Source organism: Curvibacter sp. AEP1-3 (assembly GCF_002163715.1).
Taxonomy (GTDB): Bacteria; Pseudomonadota; Gammaproteobacteria; order Burkholderiales; family Burkholderiaceae_C; genus Allorhodoferax.
On the sequence record NZ_CP015698.1, the window covers coordinates 4260896 to 4278298 of the forward strand.

15 protein-coding genes and 4 riboswitches are annotated in these 17403 nt (G+C 61.6%); of the genes, 3 read left to right on the forward strand and 12 right to left on the reverse strand.

The window, feature by feature from the left end:
- Positions 1-17: 17 nt before the first annotated feature.
- On the reverse strand, positions 18-1097 hold the full coding sequence (locus tag AEP_RS19945; RefSeq protein WP_087497008.1) for a calcium:proton antiporter: 1080 nt from the start codon (positions 1095-1097) through the stop codon (positions 18-20).
- A gap of 192 nt (positions 1098-1289) precedes the next feature.
- On the opposite strand from AEP_RS19945, the gene AEP_RS19950 reads away from it, so the two are divergent.
- Positions 1290-2423, forward strand: coding sequence for a methyl-accepting chemotaxis protein (locus AEP_RS19950; RefSeq protein ID WP_087497009.1), 1134 nt, complete (start codon positions 1290-1292; stop codon positions 2421-2423).
- A gap of 6 nt (positions 2424-2429) precedes the next feature.
- On the opposite strand, the gene AEP_RS19955 is transcribed toward AEP_RS19950, so the two are convergent.
- Complete coding sequence (locus AEP_RS19955; protein ID WP_157673238.1) at positions 2430-3023, reverse strand: outer membrane beta-barrel protein; 594 nt, start codon at positions 3021-3023, stop codon at positions 2430-2432.
- A gap of 157 nt (positions 3024-3180) precedes the next feature.
- Between AEP_RS19955 and AEP_RS19960 the strand changes: the two genes are divergently transcribed.
- Complete coding sequence (locus AEP_RS19960; RefSeq protein WP_157673239.1) at positions 3181-3864, forward strand: hypothetical protein; 684 nt, start codon at positions 3181-3183, stop codon at positions 3862-3864.
- Positions 3865-4058: 194 nt separating this feature from the next.
- Here the strand turns inward: AEP_RS19960 and AEP_RS19965 are convergent, their stop codons facing one another.
- The 7 genes from AEP_RS19965 to gcvT form a co-directional block, all read right to left on the reverse strand.
- Complete coding sequence (locus AEP_RS19965; RefSeq protein WP_157673240.1) at positions 4059-4484, reverse strand: hypothetical protein; 426 nt, start codon at positions 4482-4484, stop codon at positions 4059-4061.
- A 67-nt stretch (positions 4485-4551) separates the two neighbouring features.
- A complete protein-coding gene (locus AEP_RS19970) occupies positions 4552-5112 on the reverse strand; it encodes a hypothetical protein (protein ID WP_157673241.1) in 561 nt (186 codons plus the stop codon).
- 62 nt (positions 5113-5174) lie between these two features.
- Positions 5175-6563, reverse strand: a complete 1389-nt coding sequence (locus AEP_RS19975) for an L-serine ammonia-lyase (protein WP_087497014.1) — start codon at positions 6561-6563, stop codon at positions 5175-5177.
- 33 nt (positions 6564-6596) lie between these two features.
- Entirely contained in the window at positions 6597-7820 is a 1224-nt protein-coding gene (locus AEP_RS19980; protein ID WP_087497015.1) for a D-amino acid dehydrogenase, read from the reverse strand.
- 60 nt (positions 7821-7880) lie between these two features.
- A riboswitch (glycine riboswitch) is annotated at positions 7881-7990 on the reverse strand.
- Positions 7991-8087: riboswitch (glycine riboswitch) on the reverse strand.
- 78 nt (positions 8088-8165) lie between these two features.
- Positions 8166-11090, reverse strand: a complete 2925-nt coding sequence (gcvP, locus tag AEP_RS19985) for an aminomethyl-transferring glycine dehydrogenase (RefSeq protein WP_087497016.1) — start codon at positions 11088-11090, stop codon at positions 8166-8168.
- Positions 11091-11189: 99 nt separating this feature from the next.
- A complete protein-coding gene (gene gcvH, locus AEP_RS19990) occupies positions 11190-11561 on the reverse strand; it encodes a glycine cleavage system protein GcvH (protein ID WP_087497017.1) in 372 nt (123 codons plus the stop codon).
- Positions 11562-11682: 121 nt separating this feature from the next.
- On the reverse strand, positions 11683-12843 hold the full coding sequence (gcvT, locus tag AEP_RS19995) for a glycine cleavage system aminomethyltransferase GcvT (RefSeq protein ID WP_087497018.1): 1161 nt from the start codon (positions 12841-12843) through the stop codon (positions 11683-11685).
- Positions 12844-12925: 82 nt separating this feature from the next.
- Positions 12926-13060, reverse strand: a riboswitch (glycine riboswitch).
- 19 nt (positions 13061-13079) lie between these two features.
- Positions 13080-13180: riboswitch (glycine riboswitch) on the reverse strand.
- Positions 13181-13376: 196 nt separating this feature from the next.
- Here gcvT and AEP_RS20000 point away from each other — a divergent pair.
- A complete protein-coding gene (locus tag AEP_RS20000; RefSeq protein ID WP_198301868.1) occupies positions 13377-13979 on the forward strand; it encodes a lysophospholipid acyltransferase family protein in 603 nt (200 codons plus the stop codon).
- A gap of 2 nt (positions 13980-13981) precedes the next feature.
- Here the strand turns inward: AEP_RS20000 and AEP_RS20005 are convergent, their stop codons facing one another.
- The 3 genes from AEP_RS20005 to AEP_RS20015 all read right to left on the reverse strand — a co-directional run bounded on the left by AEP_RS20005 (position 13982) and on the right by AEP_RS20015 (position 17282).
- A complete protein-coding gene (locus tag AEP_RS20005) occupies positions 13982-14881 on the reverse strand; it encodes an alpha/beta hydrolase family protein (RefSeq protein ID WP_232459881.1) in 900 nt (299 codons plus the stop codon).
- Complete coding sequence (locus AEP_RS20010) at positions 14878-15498, reverse strand: TetR/AcrR family transcriptional regulator (RefSeq protein ID WP_198301869.1); 621 nt, start codon at positions 15496-15498, stop codon at positions 14878-14880. Before AEP_RS20010 ends, AEP_RS20005 begins: the two co-directional genes overlap by 4 nt.
- 92 nt (positions 15499-15590) lie before the next feature.
- On the reverse strand, positions 15591-17282 hold the full coding sequence (locus tag AEP_RS20015) for an electron transfer flavoprotein-ubiquinone oxidoreductase (protein WP_087497020.1): 1692 nt from the start codon (positions 17280-17282) through the stop codon (positions 15591-15593).
- Between the last annotated feature and the right edge of the window lie 121 nt (positions 17283-17403).

Genomic DNA, 17403 nt, shown 5'->3' on the forward strand with positions numbered 1-17403 from the left:
GTCAAGCCTTTACCGAATCAGGGCACGATGGTGGTGAACAGGTAAGTCGCCAACAGCACCAGATGCACCGTGCCTTGCAATACGGTAGTACGTCCCGTGCTTAATGACAAGCTGGTCACGAACAAAGACAGTAACAGCAGCACCACGGACTTTACGTCCAGGCCCAGAGTCAGTGTCCAACCGGTTGCCAACGACACGATGGCGACGGCTGGAATCGTGAGGCCGATACTGGCCAAGGCAGAGCCCAGCGCCAGGTTCAGGCTGGTTTGCAGCCGGTTGGCCTGGGCGGCACGAAAAGCGGCAAGCCCTTCGGGCAGCAGCACCACCATGGCAATAATGATGCCTACCACGGCTTTGGGAGCACCAGCCCGGTCCACAGCCGCTTCAATGGTGGGCGCCAGGGCTTTGGCCAGCAGCACGACCGCAACAAGGCCCAACAGCAGCAAACCACTGCTCATGGCTGCCACCTTGACGCCCGGCGGCGCGGCATGGGCCTCTTCACCGGTCTGGGGCAAAAAGTAGTCGCGGTGGCGCACGGTTTGCACCAGCACAAAGGTACCGTACAACACCAGAGACACCACCGCCACAAAAGCGAGTTGGCTGGCGCTGTACACCGGCCCGATCACACTGGTGGTGTAGTTGGGCAATACCAGCGTCAGCACGGCAATGGCGGCCAATGTGGTGAGCGATGCGCTCACGCCCAATTGGCCGAAGGTCTGCTCCCGGTGCTTGCTGCCGCCGGCAAGCAGGCACAGGCCGACAATGCCGTTGAGAATCAGCATCACGGCGGCGAACACGGTGTCTCGCGCCAGCGCAGTGGTTTGCGGCCCGCCGGCCAGCATCATGGAGACGATCAAGGCCACCTCAATGACCGTAATGGCCAACGCCAGCACCAAGGTGCCGTAGGGCTCACCCACTTGATGGGCCACCACTTCGGCATGGTGCACTGCGGAGAGTACCGCGCCTACCAACCCGGCGGCCAGCAAAGCAACCCACCAGCCGCCAGCCAGTCCGGCCATATTGCCGGCCAGCAGACACCAGGCAATCAGAGGCCAGGCGACGGACCACTTGGGCAGGGGGGCATGGGGCGCTTGCATAGGGAGTTTTCTCGTGCGAATGAAAAAACACCATTGTCGGCAATGTAGGGGCGCTTGGGCCGCAGTCACCTGATTTTTTGGCCCCCATAGGCTGCGGGTAAACCCCGCTTTTTTCGGGGTTAAGGCTTGCAGCCTTGTGCCTACACTGTGGTGGTCGGGGCCTCGTACTCCACCTTTACTACCGGAACGCTTATGCCCGTTTTTGATTCCATGACCTTGAGCCGGCGCATGGCGCTGACTTATGCGCTGGTGCTCGCGCTGACACTGGCGGTTCTGTACAGCGGTTACTCCGCCCTCAATGCCGTGGTGGCGCAAGCCCCCCAATTCAAAACGCTGGCGGGTGATGCGCAAAGCAGCATGGTGCTGTTTGCGGTGCTGGCGGTGTTGTTAGGCGTGTTCTCCGCGTTCCGGCAGGTGCAAAGTATTTCCAGCCCCTTGGCCGATGCCATTCACATTGCCGAGACGGTGGCTGCCGGTGATCTGAGCCACGACTTTGAGAACACCCGCGGGGGCGAATTCGGCAGGCTGCTGGACGCCATGGGCACTATGGAAGACACGCTCACCGACCTGGTAACCCGCATCAAGGACAGCACCCAACCCCTGACGGCATCGAGCGGCGACATTGCGCACGCCAGCGCCAACCTTTTGCAACACACCGAGATGCAAACCCATGCGCTGGACTCAACGGCAGCCAGCATGGAAGAGCTGACTTCGACCGTCCGCGAAAATGCACAACGCGCCCAAAGCGCAAGCACCCTCGCGGTGAGCGCATCCGGCATTGCCCAGCGTGGCGGTGAGGTAGTGGGGGAAGTGGTAAGCACCATGCAGGCCATTACCGACAGTTCGCGCAAGGTGGTCGACATCATTGCGGTGATTGAAGGCATCTCCTTCCAGACCAACATCCTCGCGCTCAATGCAGCCGTAGAAGCTGCCCGCGCCGGAGAGCAAGGCCGCGGCTTTGCCGTGGTGGCCAGCGAAGTGCGCTCTTTGGCCGGGCGCAGCTCGGAAGCTGCCAAAGAAATCCGCCAATTGATCAGCCATTCGGCTGAACAGGTGGAAAGCGGCTCCCAGCTGGTGGGCCGCGCCGGCAACACTATGCAAGACATCGTGAACGCTGTGCGCCAGGTCACCGAAATTCTGGGCGAAATTTCGGCGGCCAGTCAGCAGCAAAGTCACAGCGTGCAGGAGGTCAGCAGCGCGGTGGTTCAGATGCGCGCAGACACGCGCAGCAACCACCAGCAGGTCAACCACACGGCTGCGGCGGCTGAGGCCATGCGCCAGCGGGTGCAGGACCTTCAGCGCGCCGTGGACCAGTTCAAGGTCTGACGGACCTTAGAACTTGTAGCCGATACCGATGCTGTAAACGTTTTCCTGCAGTGCGGCCGTGGTGCCGTTGCTGTAGGTGATGTCGTTGAACTTGTTCAGGTCGTAGCCGGCCTGCACGTAAAGGTTTTTGTCCAGCATCTTGCGCACGCCGATACCGTAGCCCACGCCTTGCACGTTGCTGGTGGCCACGCCGTCGGTGCTGGCGGCCGTACCGTAGATGGACGACAACTTGCCGTAGAGCTGGTAGTTGTTGGACAGGGCCACGGTGGGCACGATATCCAGCGAATAGCGGTTGTTCACGGTGGCGGCGGTACCGTTGGCGTAGCTGCCGAACGCATGGTTACCGGTGCTGTAGCTTGCGCCCAAGCCCACTGCGAAAGTAGGGGTCAGCGACCAGTCGTAGCGGGCATTAATGCCGGCGCTGGTGGTGGCGCCTCCGTCTGAGCTGCCGTCGTTGGCGCTCACCGTGCCGCGGGAGAATTCGGCATTGGTGCCGATGCTGAAGCCGGACAGATCCGTGCCGCCGGCAGGGCCAGCAGCAAACGCTGAGCCTGCAGCCAAAGAGCCAAGAACAAAAGACGTGATCAACAGTTTTTTCATGGAGAGGTTCCTAAGTGAAGGGACCTTCATGGTGCGCGCGAGCTGTGAAGCAGGTTTGCAGCTCCGGCAAACGTGGGTAAAGCTGTGTAATGCGCTTGCAAGCAGATGTTGGCTGTCGCGCTACAGTCGTGCTTTGGTAAAGCTTGTACCCGCACGTATGCAACGCAAACACTTTCTGGCTCTGTTGGCCGTCATCCTCGTCGCGCTCGTCGTAGTGCTATTGCTGCCGCATGGCGAGTTGGTGCAAACGCTGGCGGCCGTGCCCATCTTCGGCGCGCTGTCGGCGGTGGTGGTGGACATCCTGCGCGAGCAGGCCAAGCGCCAGCAGGAGAGCCAGCTCGCTGAATCCCAGCAGCGGTTTTCTCTGGCGGCAGGCTCGCACATGGCGTCTACCGCCTTTGACAAGCACGTGGCCTTTTGCGAGGAATATGTGGCCGAAGTTTTGTCCGCATTGCGCACCCTGTTCCGCGAAGGACCCACACAGGAAGCCCTGGACCACTCCGACCGGCTGCTGCAAATTAAACAGAAATACGTGCTCTGGATCACCCGCGATGTAGAGGCCCGGCTGGAGCCCTTTGAACGCGCCCTGCGCCGCATAGGCGCCAACGACCGCGCCGAACGTTTGTTCCCCGAAGGCGAGGGCAGTGTGCAGCGCATGACAGAAACCTATCGCCAGTTCGCAGAAGTGCTGGGCACCGAGCACATGGGCACCGAGTGGGAAGGCGAACCCATCACCGATGTCGCCGCCGTTAGCCGGGTGGTGGCGCAGCTGCGCGACATCTTGGGTGTAGAAGAGCTGACCCGTCTGCGCGCGGCCATCGTGCGCAACGCGCTGGCTTAGCGTGTGAAAGCGCCTGGTGCGATTGATCAGGCCAAGGGATTATCGAGGCGGAGTTTTAAATGATTTCGGCCTCTGGCGCTCATGGAATATGCGCAGGCAGCTATTGATTTAGGAGCTATTTATCCTCGTTGGTGCAGAGACAGTACTTAATCTGGATACTGTTTAAGCAAGTGATTGATGTCGAAAACTCGCGGTCAATCTCTCGGTGCAAAATCTTGATTGCGCCAAATTGCTGCTAACCAGAGGACCCCCATTACTGCCTTTGTTGTTGCGGCCGGCCCCCAAACTCCATTCAATTGCGCTAGACGATAAGTCCAGTCCAATCGGGACTCCCCTAGAGTCCGCCAGACATACGGCAACACATAAACCGAGCCGACGATTGCACCTGAAAGCAGAAAGTGCCATGCCGCTGTAAGGCGTAAGCGTAAAAGAAGCCATAGGGCCCCGGCAAGCAGCAGAGGCATGGGCATGAAAAGAACAATCACAACGCCGGGCATCACCATGCCGGCGGCAATCCATTCGCTAGCGGTGCATCCTGCAGGACCAATACACTCAACGAGCGAAAACGCAAACATCGCCATTAAGGGCAGAGCGACAAGCGAGATCGATAAACGTTTCACTTTGGTCCTAACGTGCTCTGGATACCAAACTGGTCTTTAGCAAAAAAATACTCGAAACGCGCTGGCTTCAAGGCCAGTCACTTAACGCGCTGCACGCTCCCACATGCACGATGCCGGCGCGGCTGTCGTTGGGCACAAACACTTGGGTTTGCGCCGTTTTGGGGTAGATGCTGCCATCGGCACACTGCGCGCTTTGGGTGGTGCCTATCACCAGCTGAGTGCCGGGGCGCACCTGGCAGGACACCACCTTATTCAAAGGGCTCCATTCCGGGCAGATGGCGTTGTCCGCGCGGTACTGCTCTTTGGTGCCCGAAGGCGGCTGCAGGGACCACCAGCTGCCCAATTTGGTGTAGGGCTTGTCAGCATCAAACACCCGGTACAGCACCACCGGTGCGGTGACGGCCAGCACCTTGGCTTCGCACACGCCGCCCTTGTCGCTGGGAAGCCGGGCCATGGCCATCAAGGCCGGGTTGTCGGAGGCCTGCACGCCTTGCGCAGGTACCTGCGGGGTGCCTACGCACGCTACGCCGTCCACACCCACTGACCCGTCGGGTGCGCTCGTTGGCAGGCTCGCACAGCCCGTCAAAACAACGGCTGTCGTTAACGCAAACAACGCACTTTTGAGCATGACCCGACTCCCCTGAAGTAAACCGGGATTGTGCCTTCGCCAAGGCGCTCAGTCGCGGCCGATCAGCACTCCACGATGTTCACCGCAAGCCCGCCGCGGGCCGTCTCTTTGTATTTGGTCTTCATGTCCGCGCCGGTTTCACGCATGGTCTTGATGACCTTGTCAAGGCTCACGAAGTGGCTGCCGTCGCCGCGTAGCGCCATGCGTGCGGCGTTGATGGCTTTGACCGAAGCAATCGCGTTACGCTCGATGCATGGGATCTGCACCAGCCCGCCCACCGGGTCACACGTCAAGCCCAGGTGGTGTTCCATGCCGATTTCGGCGGCGTTCTCCACCTGCTCGGGTGTGCCGCCCATCACCGCACACAGGGCGGCGGCGGCCATGCTGCAGGCCACGCCCACTTCGCCCTGGCAGCCTACCTCGGCGCCGCTGATGGAGGCGTTCTCTTTGTACAGGATGCCGATGGCCGCAGCGGTCAGCAAAAAGTCGATCACACCGGCATCACTCGCGCCCGGCACAAAACGGCTGTAGTAGTGCAGCACGGCGGGGATGATGCCTGCTGCCCCGTTGGTGGGTGCGGTGACTACGCGGCTGCCTGCGGCGTTTTCTTCGTTCACGGCCAGGGCATAGAGGTTGACCCAGTCCAGCACCTGCAGCGGATCACGCAAGGCCTCCTCAGGTTTGGATACCAGCGCATCACGCAGGGCCTTGGCACGGCGCTTTACCTTGAAGCCGCCCGGTAGCAAGCCCTCGGTCGCACAGCCGCGCTTCACGCAGTCTTGCATGACCTGCCAGATGCGTAACAGGCCGGTGTCTATCTCGGCATCGCTGCGCCAGTGCTGCTCGTTGCGGCGCATCACCTGGGCAATGCTTAAGTCCTCGCGGCGTGCCACCTCCAGCAGCATTTCGCCACTGGTGAAGGGCAGGGGCAGCACGGTAGCGTCTGGAGCAATCACCTTTTGGCGACTGCCGTCGGCGGCTACCTCGTCACTCACGATAAAGCCGCCGCCTACGGAGTAGTACACCCGGTTGGCCAGCTCCTGGCCTGCAGCATCCAGCGCCACCAAACGCATTCCGTTGGCATGGAAGGGCAGGGGCGCGCGCATGAAGAGCAGGTCGTCTTTTTCGTTGAAGGCAATCGTGTGCTGCCCCGCCAGCTGGATGCTTTTGTTGCCGCGGATGCCGGCCAGCGTGGGGGCAATCTGCTCTACCTCCACCGTGTCCGGCTCCAGGCCGGAGAGGCCAAGCAGCACCGCTACATCGCTGGCGTGGCCCTTGCCCGTAGCGCCCAGGGAACCATGCAGCCAGCACCGCACGGTGGCGGTGCGCGCCAGCAGCCCCTCGTGCTGCAGGCGGCCCACAAACAGGCGGGCGGCCCGCATGGGCCCCACCGTGTGCGAGCTGCTGGGACCGATGCCGATTTTGAACAGGTCGAATACGGAGACTGCCATGGTGGTTTCCTAAGGGCGATGGGAAATGGTAGATCAGGCCGGCAGCTGCTGGTGCACATGCCCTGCCAACTGGTGGGCGGTGATGGCCGAGAGCGTCCAGCCCAAGTGGCCGTGGCCAGTGTTGTAGAACACGTTGTTGCGCTTGCCGCGGCCGACGCGGGGCATCATGTTCGGCATCATGGGGCGCAGGCCGGCCCAGGGTTCGCAGCGGCGGGTGTTCACACCAGGGAAGAGCTGGTTGACCCATGCGATCAGGGGGCGGATGCGGTCAGCGCGGATGTCGTAGTCAATGCCGTTGTACTCGGCGGTGCCCGCCACGCGGAAGCGGTCTGCCCCGAGACGGCTGGTGACCAGCTTGGTCTCGTCGTCCAGCAGGCTGACCCAAGGGGCGGCTTGTTGGCTGGCTTCGTCGTTCAGCGCCACGGTAATCGAGTAGCCCTTGACCGGATAAATGTTCAGCCGGTCGCCCAGTTGTGCGGCAATGCCACGGCCGTGCACACCGGCGCAGATCACCACGCCGTCAAACCGGTGAGTCTCAGTTTCGCCCTCGTGTTGCAACTCCAGCGTCGCGACTGTGCCGTCGGTGCTGGCGCTTGCGACCTGATGGCCGTAAAGCGTGGTCACGCCCAGGCGCGCGCAGGCTTGCGACATGCCGTGGGTGAACTTGTGGATGTCGCCGGTGGAATCGCTCTCGGTGTAGTAGCCACCGTAGTAGGTGCCTTGCAGGGTGGGCTCGATGGCGCGCATTTCTTCAGGTGTGACGGTGCGGCGCGAGAGGCCACCGGCTGCCAGCATGGTGGAGACCTTGCCCGCGTGCTCAAAACCTGCCTTGTTACGGTAGATGTGCAGGATGCCTTTGCGCTGGTGGTCGAAGTCAATGCCCTCCGCCTGCGCCCAGGCAAACAGGTGTTCGCGTGCTGCAATGGCCAGGCGGGTGGTGGCTTCGGTGTTCTCGCGGTATTTGGGGATGGAGGCCACAAACTCGGTCATCCAGCTCAGCTTGTGCCAGCTGGGGGCAGGGTTCATGAGCAAGGGCGCGTCCTTGGTGAACATCCACTTCAGCCCCTTCACGAGTGTGCTGGGGTGGGTCCAGACCTCGGCGTTCGAGGCCGAGAGCTGGCCGCCGTTGGCATAGGACGTTTCCATGCCCGCGTAGCGGTTCTTCTCGATCAGGGTGACCTTGTAGCCGGCCTTGGCCAGGGTGTAGGCGCTGGTGACGCCGGTGATGCCGCCGCCAATGATGGCAATGTGTTTCATGAGAGCTCTTTCAGGTGTGTCGCAAACAAGGGAACACGCCTGTGCACACTGCGTGCCAGGCGAGCCCCCTCTGTTTGAGACCTGAGAGATTCACCCGCTGCCTGGTCGGCAACCGGCTTGCTCCTGCGGTGTGCCGGCGGACAAATGCGCGGCAGCTCTTCAGAGTGCAAACGATCACAGCGGTCCTGGGTGCCTGAGAGTTTCCGGGGTGGTTGCTCCTTCGGCGCTGCTGCCCGGGTGGGCGGCAGGCTCTCCCGCTGCGATGCCGGGGCCAGCCCGGCAAGGGCGGCGGCATGCAATGCACAGCCGCCCTGAAAACCATGGTTACTGGTGTGAGACCTACCTTTATGCGCTGGCGTAATCCGCCACTGGCACGCAGCTACAGAAGAGGTTGCGATCGCCATACACGTTGTCTACCCGGCCCACCGTCGGCCAGTATTTGGCCGCCTTCAAGGTCGCTACCGGGAAGGCGCCAACCTCACGGCTGTAAGGGCGGTCCCACGCGGCGCCAATCACACTGGCAGCGGTGTGGGGAGCGTGCTTCAAGGGGTTGTTGTCCTGGGGCCAGACACCGCCCTCGACTTGCGCAATTTCGCCTCGGATGGCGATCATGGCGTCGATGAATCGGTCCAGCTCGGCCAGCGTCTCGCTCTCGGTGGGCTCCACCATCAAGGTGTTGGGCACGGGGAAGGACAACGTGGGGGCGTGGAAGCCATAGTCCATCAGGCGCTTAGCCACGTCTTCGGCCATCACGCCGCAGGTTTCCTTGAAGTGGCGCAAATCCAGAATGCACTCGTGGGCGACGTGCCCGTTGGCCGATGCGTACAGCGTGGGGTAGTGGTCAGCCAGGCGGGCACTGATGTAGTTGGCGCTCAGGATGGCGACTTCGGTGGCTTGCTGCAGGCCATCCGGGCCCATCATGCGGCAGTACATCCAGCTGATGGGCAGCACAGCGGCATTGCCCAAAGGTGCCGCACTGACGGCACCGGTGCCGGGGACACCGCCGGTGGCATGGCCGGGCAGGTAAGGCACCAGGTCTTCCACCACGCACACAGGGCCTACGCCGGGGCCGCCACCGCCGTGGGGGATGCAGAAGGTCTTGTGCAGGTTCAGGTGGCTCACGTCACCGCCAAATTCACCGGGGGCCGCAGTGCCGACCAGCGCGTTCATGTTGGCGCCGTCCACATACACACGGCCACCGTGCTGGTGCACCAAAGCGCACAGCTCTTTAACCGAGGTTTCAAACACACCATGGGTGCTGGGGTAGGTGATCATCACTGCCGCCAGGTTGGCGCTGTGCTGCTCGCACTTGGCTTGCAAGTCAGCCATGTCCACGTTGCCGTTGTCATCGCACTTGGTCACAACGACGGTCATGCCGACCATCATGGCGCTGGCAGGGTTGGTGCCGTGTGCGCTGCTGGGGATCAGGCAGATGTTGCGGTGGCCCTGGCCACGGGCTTCGTGGTAGGCCTTGATGACCAGTAAGCCGGCGTATTCGCCCTGGCTACCGGCGTTGGGCTGCAGGCTGATGCCCGCGTAGCCGGTGGCGGCGCACAGCCAGGCGCGCAGTTGGGCGTCCAGCTCGGCATAGCCCTCGCGCTGGTCGGCGGGTGCGAAGGGGTGGATATTGGCGAACTCGGGCCAGGTGATGGGGATCATCTCGCTGGTCGCGTTGAGCTTCATGGTGCAGGAGCCCAGCGGGATCATGCTGCGGTCCAGCGCCAAGTCCTTGTCACTCAGCATGCGGATGTAGCGCAGCATGCCGGTCTCACTGTGGTGGGTGTTGAACACCGGGTGGGTCAAAAAGGCACTGGTGCGGCGCGAGGCAGCGGGAATCAACGGCTGTGCGCCGGCCTGGAGTGCTTCGACCGTAGGCAACGTCTGACCCGGCTGCGCGAAAAGGCTCCACAGCAGTTCTACATCGTCGCGGGTGGTGGTCTCATCCAGCGAGATGCAGATGTAGTCATCCCAAGCAATTCGCACGTTCACGCCCGCAGATAATGCGCGGGCAGCTATGGATTTGGTAGCGCCATCGGTCTTGAGGCACAAGGTGTCGAAGGTTTCGGGGCGGCCTGTGTTGACGCCCAGTTGCTCCAGGCCCTTGGCCAGAATGGCGGTGAGGGTGGCAACGCGGGTGGCGATGCGCTTGAGCCCTTCCGGTCCGTGGTACACGGCGTACATGCTGGCCACCACTGCCGGCAGCACCTGCGCGGTGCAGATGTTGGAGGTGGCTTTTTCGCGGCGGATGTGCTGCTCGCGGGTTTGCAGGGCCAGGCGGTAGGCGGGGTTGCCGTGGGTATCAATACTCACACCGACCAAGCGGCCGGGCATGGAGCGTTTGAACTCGTCACGGCAGGCCATGTAGGCGGCGTGCGGTCCGCCGTTGCACAGGGGCATGCCAAAGCGCTGGGTGGTGCCGACCACAATGTCGGCCGCGCCTGTGGGGTCGCCCGCGCCCCATTCGCCGGGAGGCACCAGCAGGGTAAGCGCCAGCAGGTCAGCTGCCACGATGTAGGCGCCGCCCTTGCGGTGCACGGTTTTGACATCCTCCCCTTCTTCGCCCAAGCGGCCGCTAGTGGAGGGGTATTGCTCCAGCACGGCAAAGTAGTCGTCGCCGGCAATCAGTGCATCCCATTCCTCCTGGGAGTTGGCCAGCTTGACGGTGATGCCCAGTGGTGCCGCGCGGGTCTGGATGACTTCAATGGTTTGCGGGTGCGCATCGCCCGCCACCACGAACACATTGCCTTTGGCCTTGACCGAGCGGCGGGCCAGCGTCATCGCCTCAGCGGCGGCTGTGGCTTCGTCGAGCATGGAGGCGTTGGCAATCGGCATGCCGGTCAGGTCGCACACCATGGTCTGGAAGTTGACCAGCGCTTCCATGCGGCCCTGGCTGATCTCGGCCTGGTAGGGCGTGTAAGCGGTGTACCAGGCGGGGTTCTCCAGGATGTTGCGCAGGATCACGCCAGGCGTGTGGGTGCCGTAGTAGCCCTGGCCGATGAAGCTTTTAAGTACCTTGTTCTTGCCTGCAACCGCCTTCAGCTCCGCCAGCGCAGCCGCCTCGGTGATGGCCGCCGGAATCGCCATGGCGCTTTTGCGCGCGATGCTGGCGGGCACGATGCTGGCAATCAGGTCGCTGCGCGACTTTTCGCCGATGGCTTGCAGCATGACGGGTTCGTCATCCGCAAAGATGCCAATGTGGCGGGCCTGGAATTCGCTGGCGTTTTCCAGCTGGGCCAAGGTGGGCGTGGAGGTTGTAGCAGAAGTGGACATGGCGGTGGCGTTCGGTGGTGGGCAGTTCACACAAACGGGTAGCCTGCTGGTTCAGGGCGGGCTCCCGGGGACTTTGCAGGCTGGGCCTGCAAAGCGGCTTTAAGCGTTGGCGGAAAACGCGGTGTAGCTGGTTTCGTCCATCAGGCCTTCGAGTTCGGCTAGGTTGGCCAGCTTGACCTTGAAGAACCAGCCAGCACCCAACGGATCGGTGTTGGCCAGCGAAGGGTCATCGCGCAGGGTTTCGTTGACCTCAAGGATCTCGCCCGTCACGGGCATGTACACGTCAGCAGCCGCCTTCACGGACTCGACCACGCCGGCCACGGCCTTGGCGTCAATGCTGGCGCCCACGGCGGGCAGATCCACAAACACCACGTCGCCCAGCGCATCCTGCGCGTGGTGGGTGATGCCGACGGTGGCGATATCGCCTTCGACCTGGAGCCATTCGTGATCGGCTGTGTATTTGATAGACATAACGTTCTCCTGAAACTAAAGATTAAGGTTTGCGGTAAAGGGTTGAACCACCGGAACTGGAACCTGCCAGACGCCACTGTAGCGGCTGAATGTGCGGTTTCCAGCACCAAGCTGTCTTGGATCAGCCGCGGTAATAGTTCGTGGGCACAAAGGGCATTGCGCTGACCACCATGGGCACAGCCTTGCCGCGCACGATGGCCACCACGGGGGTGCCCAAAGCTGCCGACGAGGCGTCGATGTAGCCCATGGCCACGCACTGGTTGATGGTGGGGCCGAGCAAGCCGCTGGTGACTTCGCCGATACGGTTACCCGCGCCGTCTTGCAGCTCAGTGTGCTCGCGCACCGGAATGCGCTCCTGCGCAATCAGGCCCACCCGCTTTTTGGTGCCTTTTGTGCCGCTGGCGCCCGTGGAATCTGCGAGAGCAGCTAGGATTTTTGTAGCGCCGGGGAATCCGCCTTCGCGCGCACCACCAGTGCGGCGCACTTTCTGGATGGCCCAGTTCAGGCTGGCTTCTACCGGCGTGGTGGTGGTGTCAATGTCGTTGCCATACAGGCACAAGCCGGCTTCCAGGCGCAGGGAGTTGCGGGCACCCAGGCCGATGGGCTGTACTTCGGGCTGTGCCAGCAGGGCGCGGGCCAGGGCTTCGGCGTGCTCGTTGTGGACCGAGATCTCAAAACCGTCTTCACCGGTGTAGCCGCTGCGGGTGAGGAACACGTTGATTTTCTGGGTGCCGGTATCAACGGTGAAGTCACCACCCGTCATAAACACCAGTTTTTCTACGCCGGGGGCCAAGCGGGCCAGCGCGGTCACCGCCTGGGGGCCTTGGAGGGCCAGCAGTGCGTAGTCGGGCAGGGGGGTGACCTGGCAGCGGCTGCCGATCTTGGCTTGGATGTGGGCGATATCCCCCGCCTTGCAAGCACCGTTGACGATGACGAAGAGTTCGTCTTGCGCCTTCTTGAAGAACATCAGGTCATCGATGATCGTGCCCTCTTCGGTGAGCAACAGGCCGTAGCGCTGTTTGCCCACGGGCAGGTCGATCACGTCCACCGGCATCAGGCTCTCAAACGCCGCGCAGGCGTCCGGGCCGCTCAGGCGCAGCTGGCCCATGTGGGACACGTCAAACAGGCCGGCGGCTTTGCGGGTGTGGTGGTGTTCGGCCATCAGGCCGGCGGGGTACTGAACCGGCATGGAGTAACCGGCAAACGGCACCATGCGGGCGCCCAGCTCTATGTGCAATGCGCTGAGCGGCGTGGTTAACAAGGTTGTGTCAGAAGCGGACATGGCGGCGATCCAAACAATCCCGGCGCGATACGCCGGAGGGGCAATCCAAACCCGGATGCACGCAAGTCTGCGCCCATCCGGTGCTGCCCCCGCTGTCCGCTTTACCTGAGAGATTCGCCGGGCCTGCGTGCACGATGTGGGGTGCGCAGACTGCGGGTTGCTCCTTCGGTGGTTTGCAGGCCGCTGTGCGGTGCAAACTCTCTCCAGTGGGGTGTTGCCGGCAGAGCAAGCCTTGCCGGCAGGGATCAGTCCTTTTGCCTGAGCGTTCAGACCGCTGCAATCAGCCGTCCTGCGCCTTCGGCGGCCCCGAAAAAGGGCTCTCTCCTGAACGTTGTGGATTCTAAACCAGCCACAGCGCCGGCGGGCCACTTGTTACCATTCGACAGGCATTTGCCAAATTTCACCTCCTTCGCATGCTCTACTTTTTACGGCTTGTGCTGATCAGCATCCAGTTCCTGTTGGCCTCTGTAGTCAACCTCCTGATCTGTTTTTCCCGGCCTTTCAATCCCGACAATTCCCGGCTCTCGGGGTGGATGTTTTCAGTCCCCGCGCTGAAGATTCTGGGCCTGAAGATGCGCCTGGAGACGGAGGGCTTGAAAACCCAGCCCAACCCCTTTGTGATCGTGGCCAACCACCAGTCCAACTGGGACTTGTTTGTACTGGGTTGCGCGGTGCCACGGCGCACGGTGTCACTGGGCAAAAAGAGCTTGAAGTGGATTCCCTTTTTCGGCCAGATTTACTGGTTGGCCGGCAACATCCTGATCGATCGGGGTAACGCAGTCAAAGCCAAAGCGGCCATGTTGCACACCACAGCGGTGATGCAGGAGCAGGACACTTCAATCTGGGTGTTTGCCGAAGGCACCCGCAACCTCGGCCGGGGCATGCTGCCGTTCAAAAAGGGCGCCTTCCAGATGGCCATTAACGCTGGCGTGCCCATCGTGCCGCTGTGTTGCAGCAACTACAAAAAGACCATGCGCCTGAACCGCTGGAACAGCGGCAACATCATCGTCAAGACACTGGCACCCATTCCCACCACGGGCATGACTCTGGACGACATGCCTGCCCTGATGGAGCAGTGCAGGGCGCAAATGGAAGCGTGCATCGCCGAGCTGGACGCCCGCGCCGCCGCACTGTGAATTCAGCGGGCAGTCTGATGCTCGCCGAACCAAGTCAGCACGTCGTTCCACAAAGGCTGTGCCTGTCTGCGGAAGTAGCCCATGTGGCCGATGGGCCCTATGCCCTGTTGACCGGGGTGGATGTCCACCTTGCTCACGGTGGTGTTGCTGTAGGCGGCCATAAAGGCATCGCGTGACGCGGGTGGCGCCCAAAGGTCATCGGTCGCATTGGCCGCGATGATGGGGGTGCGCACCCGCCCGAACAAACCGGCCACATGCGGCATGCCGGGGTCATCAAAGAAGTAGCGCGGAAACTTGCACCAGCGCTTCCAGTCCCGGTAAACGCCTAGTGGCAAGTCCTCGCCCATCTGGAGCTTGCTCCAGGCCAGATAGCCCTTCCAGCGGGTGAGCAGCGGGCCGATAACGTGCCACATCAGCAGCACCTTGAATTGCTCGGCACGTGGCATCCAGCCGTGCCAGCCCGCCCCGGTGGCAAAGGTATAAAACCGCGCGACCTTGTCGTGGTTGGGGAGCAGGCCGAATGCATGGCCACCGAACGAGTGCCCCACCATGAACAGAGGAACGGTGTCATCCGCCATAGCGTCTACCGCAGCTGCAACATCGTGAAAAGCCCAATCCAGATAGTCCATCTGAAAGCCGCGCAGAGCAGCCGGTTTGGAGAGGCCTATGCCGCGGTAGTCCACCGTCAGAGTGGTGTAGCCCTGCTGTGCAGCGAAGATTGCGAAGTTCTTGTAAAACAACTGCGGAACGCCAGTGGCACCTGCGACCACCAGATGCCCGCGCAGAGGGCCTACTGCGGTGTAACGCAGGGCTTGCAACGTATAACCGTCGCGGGTTGTGAGTGTCAGTGACTCTGGTGTGTTCATGGGCTGGTGGGCTTTCATGGCGAGCTGGGAATTCATGGTTTGGATGCGATGCTCAGACGAATCAAGTCCACCAGTGCGTCGGTGGTGTTTTGCATGGCGTCCACCTGCCCGGCCACGCGGGCCTGGATGAGGGCGCCTTCGTACGCAGACACCATCAACGCCGCAAGGTTGGCGCTCCGGGTAGGGGCGACTCCGGCGTTTTCCAAAGCCATGCCTAGCTGCTCGCGAATATGGGCGAAGCCCTTTGCCAAGGCCTTCCGAATGGCGATGTCTTCCGGTGTCGATTCCGAGGCCATAGAGGCCAGCGGGCAACCTTGCTGGTAGCCGCTGCCAGCCAGCAGTTTCTGGGCGGATGTCATCCATGCCTGCAAAGCATCTGCGGGATCCGCATGTCGTTGCATGAGCTTTGCCAGTCCTCCGGTGATCTGGCCGACCACGAGGTTGATCGCGGCAATGGCCAATTCCGACTTGCCACCGGGGAAGTGGTGGTACATCACCCCTTTTGGGGCACCGGCTTCTGACAAAAGCTCACTCAAGCCCACACCATGAAAGCCGGTGCGTCGCAGGGCATTCAGCATCGCAGCAATCAGCCGGTCCCTTGTGGGGGCGGGGATGTTGTCGGCAATGGGTGGTGGTGGGTTGTGAGTGGCCATACCGAATTCTATAGACCGGTCGGTCTAGTTGTCAATTGACCATGGCACAAAAAAACGGGACCCTGAGGTCCCGTTTTTTTGTGAAGCGTGGTTTACATGCCAGCGTAGTTGGGTCCGCCACCGCCTTCGGGTGTGACCCAGACGATGTTCTGGGTCGGGTCTTTGATGTCGCAGGTCTTGCAGTGCACACAGTTCTGGGCGTTGATCTGCAAGCGGTCGGTGTTGTCTTCGTTCTTGACGAACTCATACACACCGGCCGGGCAGTAGCGGACTTCGGGGCCCGCGTACTTGGCCAAGTTGATGTTCACAGGCACCGAGGCGTCCTTGAGTGTCAAATGCGCGGGTTGCTGCTCTTCGTGGTTGGTGTTGCTGATGAACACGCTGCTCAAGCGGTCGAAGGTGAGCTTGCCGTCCGGTTTGGGGTAGACGATGGGCTTGCACTCGGCTGCGGGCTTGAGGTAAGCATGGTCGGGCTTGTCGCGGCGCAGGGTCCAAGGGATGTGTCCGCGCAGCACGAATTGTTCAAAACCGTTCATCAGCGTCGCGGTGGTCAGGCCGTACTTGAACCAGTTTTTGAAGTTGCGGTCTTTGTTCAGTTCGGTGTGCAGCCAGCTCTTTTCAAACGCTTCGGGGTAAGCGATCAGCTCGTCGTGCTGGCGTCCGTCCACCACGGCGTCATAAGCCGCTTCTGCGGCCAGCATGCCGGTCTTGATGGCGGCGTGGCTGCCCTTGATACGACCAACGTTCAGATAGCCTGCATTGCAGCCGACCAGGCAGCCACCGGGGAATACCGTTTTGGGCAGGGCATTGATGCCACTTGCGTTGATGGCGCGAGCGCCATAAGACAGGCGTTTGCCGGTGATTTCACCTTTGTCGTTCTCGAAGTAGTAACGCACATTCGGGTGAGTCTTCCAGCGCTGGAACTCTTCAAACGGGCTGAGGTAGGGGTTGCTGTAGCCCAAGCCGGTGACAAAGCCCAGAGCGACTTTGTTGCCCTCGAGGTGGTACAAAAAGGCGCCACCGTAGGTGTCGGACTCCATGGGCCAGCCGGCGGTGTGCATCACAAAGCCGGGCTTGTGGCGGCTGGGGTCGATTTCCCACAACTCCTTGATGCCGATGCCGAAGCTTTGCGGGTCGCGACCCTCGTCAAGCTTGTATTTGGCGATGAGCTGTTTGCCCAAGTGGCCGCGGGCGCCTTCAGCAAACACGGTGTATTTGCCCAGCAGCTCCATACCGAGCTGGAAGCTTTCCATCGGCTCACCGTCTTTGCCCACCCCCATGTTGCCGGTGGCCACACCCTTGACAGAGCCATCGTCGTTGTAAAGCACTTCAGCCGCAGTGAAGCCGGGGAAGATTTCCACGCCCAGACTCTCCGCTTGCTCTGCGAGCCATTTGGTGACAGCGCCCAGGCTGATGATGTAGTTGCCATCGTTGTGCGCGAAGGGCGGCAGCACCATGTTGGGCACGCGAAAGCCAGACTTTTCGCTCAAGAAAATGTAGGCGTCGTCAGTTACCGGCTGGTTCAGGGGGGCGCCCAAGGCCTTCCAGTCGGGAATCAGTTCCGTCAGCGCTTTGGGGTCCATGATCGCGCCGGACAAAATGTGTGCGCCGGGCTCAGAGCCTTTTTCGAGTACGACCACCGAAACATCGGTGCCTTTCTCGGCCGCCAGCTGTTTGAGGCGGATCGCTGTAGCCAGACCGCCGGGGCCTCCGCCAACGACGACCACGTCGTATTCCATGGATTCACGGGGGCCGAATTGAGCCAGTATTTCCTGGTTTGTCATGGGGAGTCTCGCTTAATAATGGGTGGTCTTCTTGTCAGCGTTCGCGCGCTGGAGCGCACGCGACCGGCAGCAGATTTTATTCGCTGATTTTCAAAAAAAGAACGACCGTTCTTTTTTAATT

Bases quoted from the DNA above. Each gene is read 5' to 3' on its own strand.
- AEP_RS19945 (WP_087497008.1), bottom strand. From the start codon at position 1,097: ATGCAAGCGCCCCATGCCCCCCTGCCCAAGTGGTCCGTCGCCTGGCCT.
- AEP_RS19950 (WP_087497009.1), top strand. From the start codon at position 1,290: ATGCCCGTTTTTGATTCCATGACCTTGAGCCGGCGCATGGCGCTGACT.
- AEP_RS19955 (WP_157673238.1), bottom strand. From the start codon at position 3,023: ATGAAAAAACTGTTGATCACGTCTTTTGTTCTTGGCTCTTTGGCTGCA.
- AEP_RS19960 (WP_157673239.1), top strand. From the start codon at position 3,181: ATGCAACGCAAACACTTTCTGGCTCTGTTGGCCGTCATCCTCGTCGCG.
- AEP_RS19970 (WP_157673241.1), bottom strand. From the start codon at position 5,112: ATGCTCAAAAGTGCGTTGTTTGCGTTAACGACAGCCGTTGTTTTGACG.
- AEP_RS19975 (WP_087497014.1), bottom strand. From the start codon at position 6,563: ATGGCAGTCTCCGTATTCGACCTGTTCAAAATCGGCATCGGTCCCAGC.
- AEP_RS19980 (WP_087497015.1), bottom strand. From the start codon at position 7,820: ATGAAACACATTGCCATCATTGGCGGCGGCATCACCGGCGTCACCAGC.
- gcvP (WP_087497016.1), bottom strand. From the start codon at position 11,090: ATGTCCACTTCTGCTACAACCTCCACGCCCACCTTGGCCCAGCTGGAA.
- gcvH (WP_087497017.1), bottom strand. From the start codon at position 11,561: ATGTCTATCAAATACACAGCCGATCACGAATGGCTCCAGGTCGAAGGC.
- gcvT (WP_087497018.1), bottom strand. From the start codon at position 12,843: ATGTCCGCTTCTGACACAACCTTGTTAACCACGCCGCTCAGCGCATTG.
- AEP_RS20000 (WP_198301868.1), top strand. From the start codon at position 13,377: ATGTTTTCAGTCCCCGCGCTGAAGATTCTGGGCCTGAAGATGCGCCTG.
- AEP_RS20005 (WP_232459881.1), bottom strand. From the start codon at position 14,881: ATGAATTCCCAGCTCGCCATGAAAGCCCACCAGCCCATGAACACACCA.
- AEP_RS20010 (WP_198301869.1), bottom strand. From the start codon at position 15,498: ATGGCCACTCACAACCCACCACCACCCATTGCCGACAACATCCCCGCC.
- AEP_RS20015 (WP_087497020.1), bottom strand. From the start codon at position 17,282: ATGACAAACCAGGAAATACTGGCTCAATTCGGCCCCCGTGAATCCATG.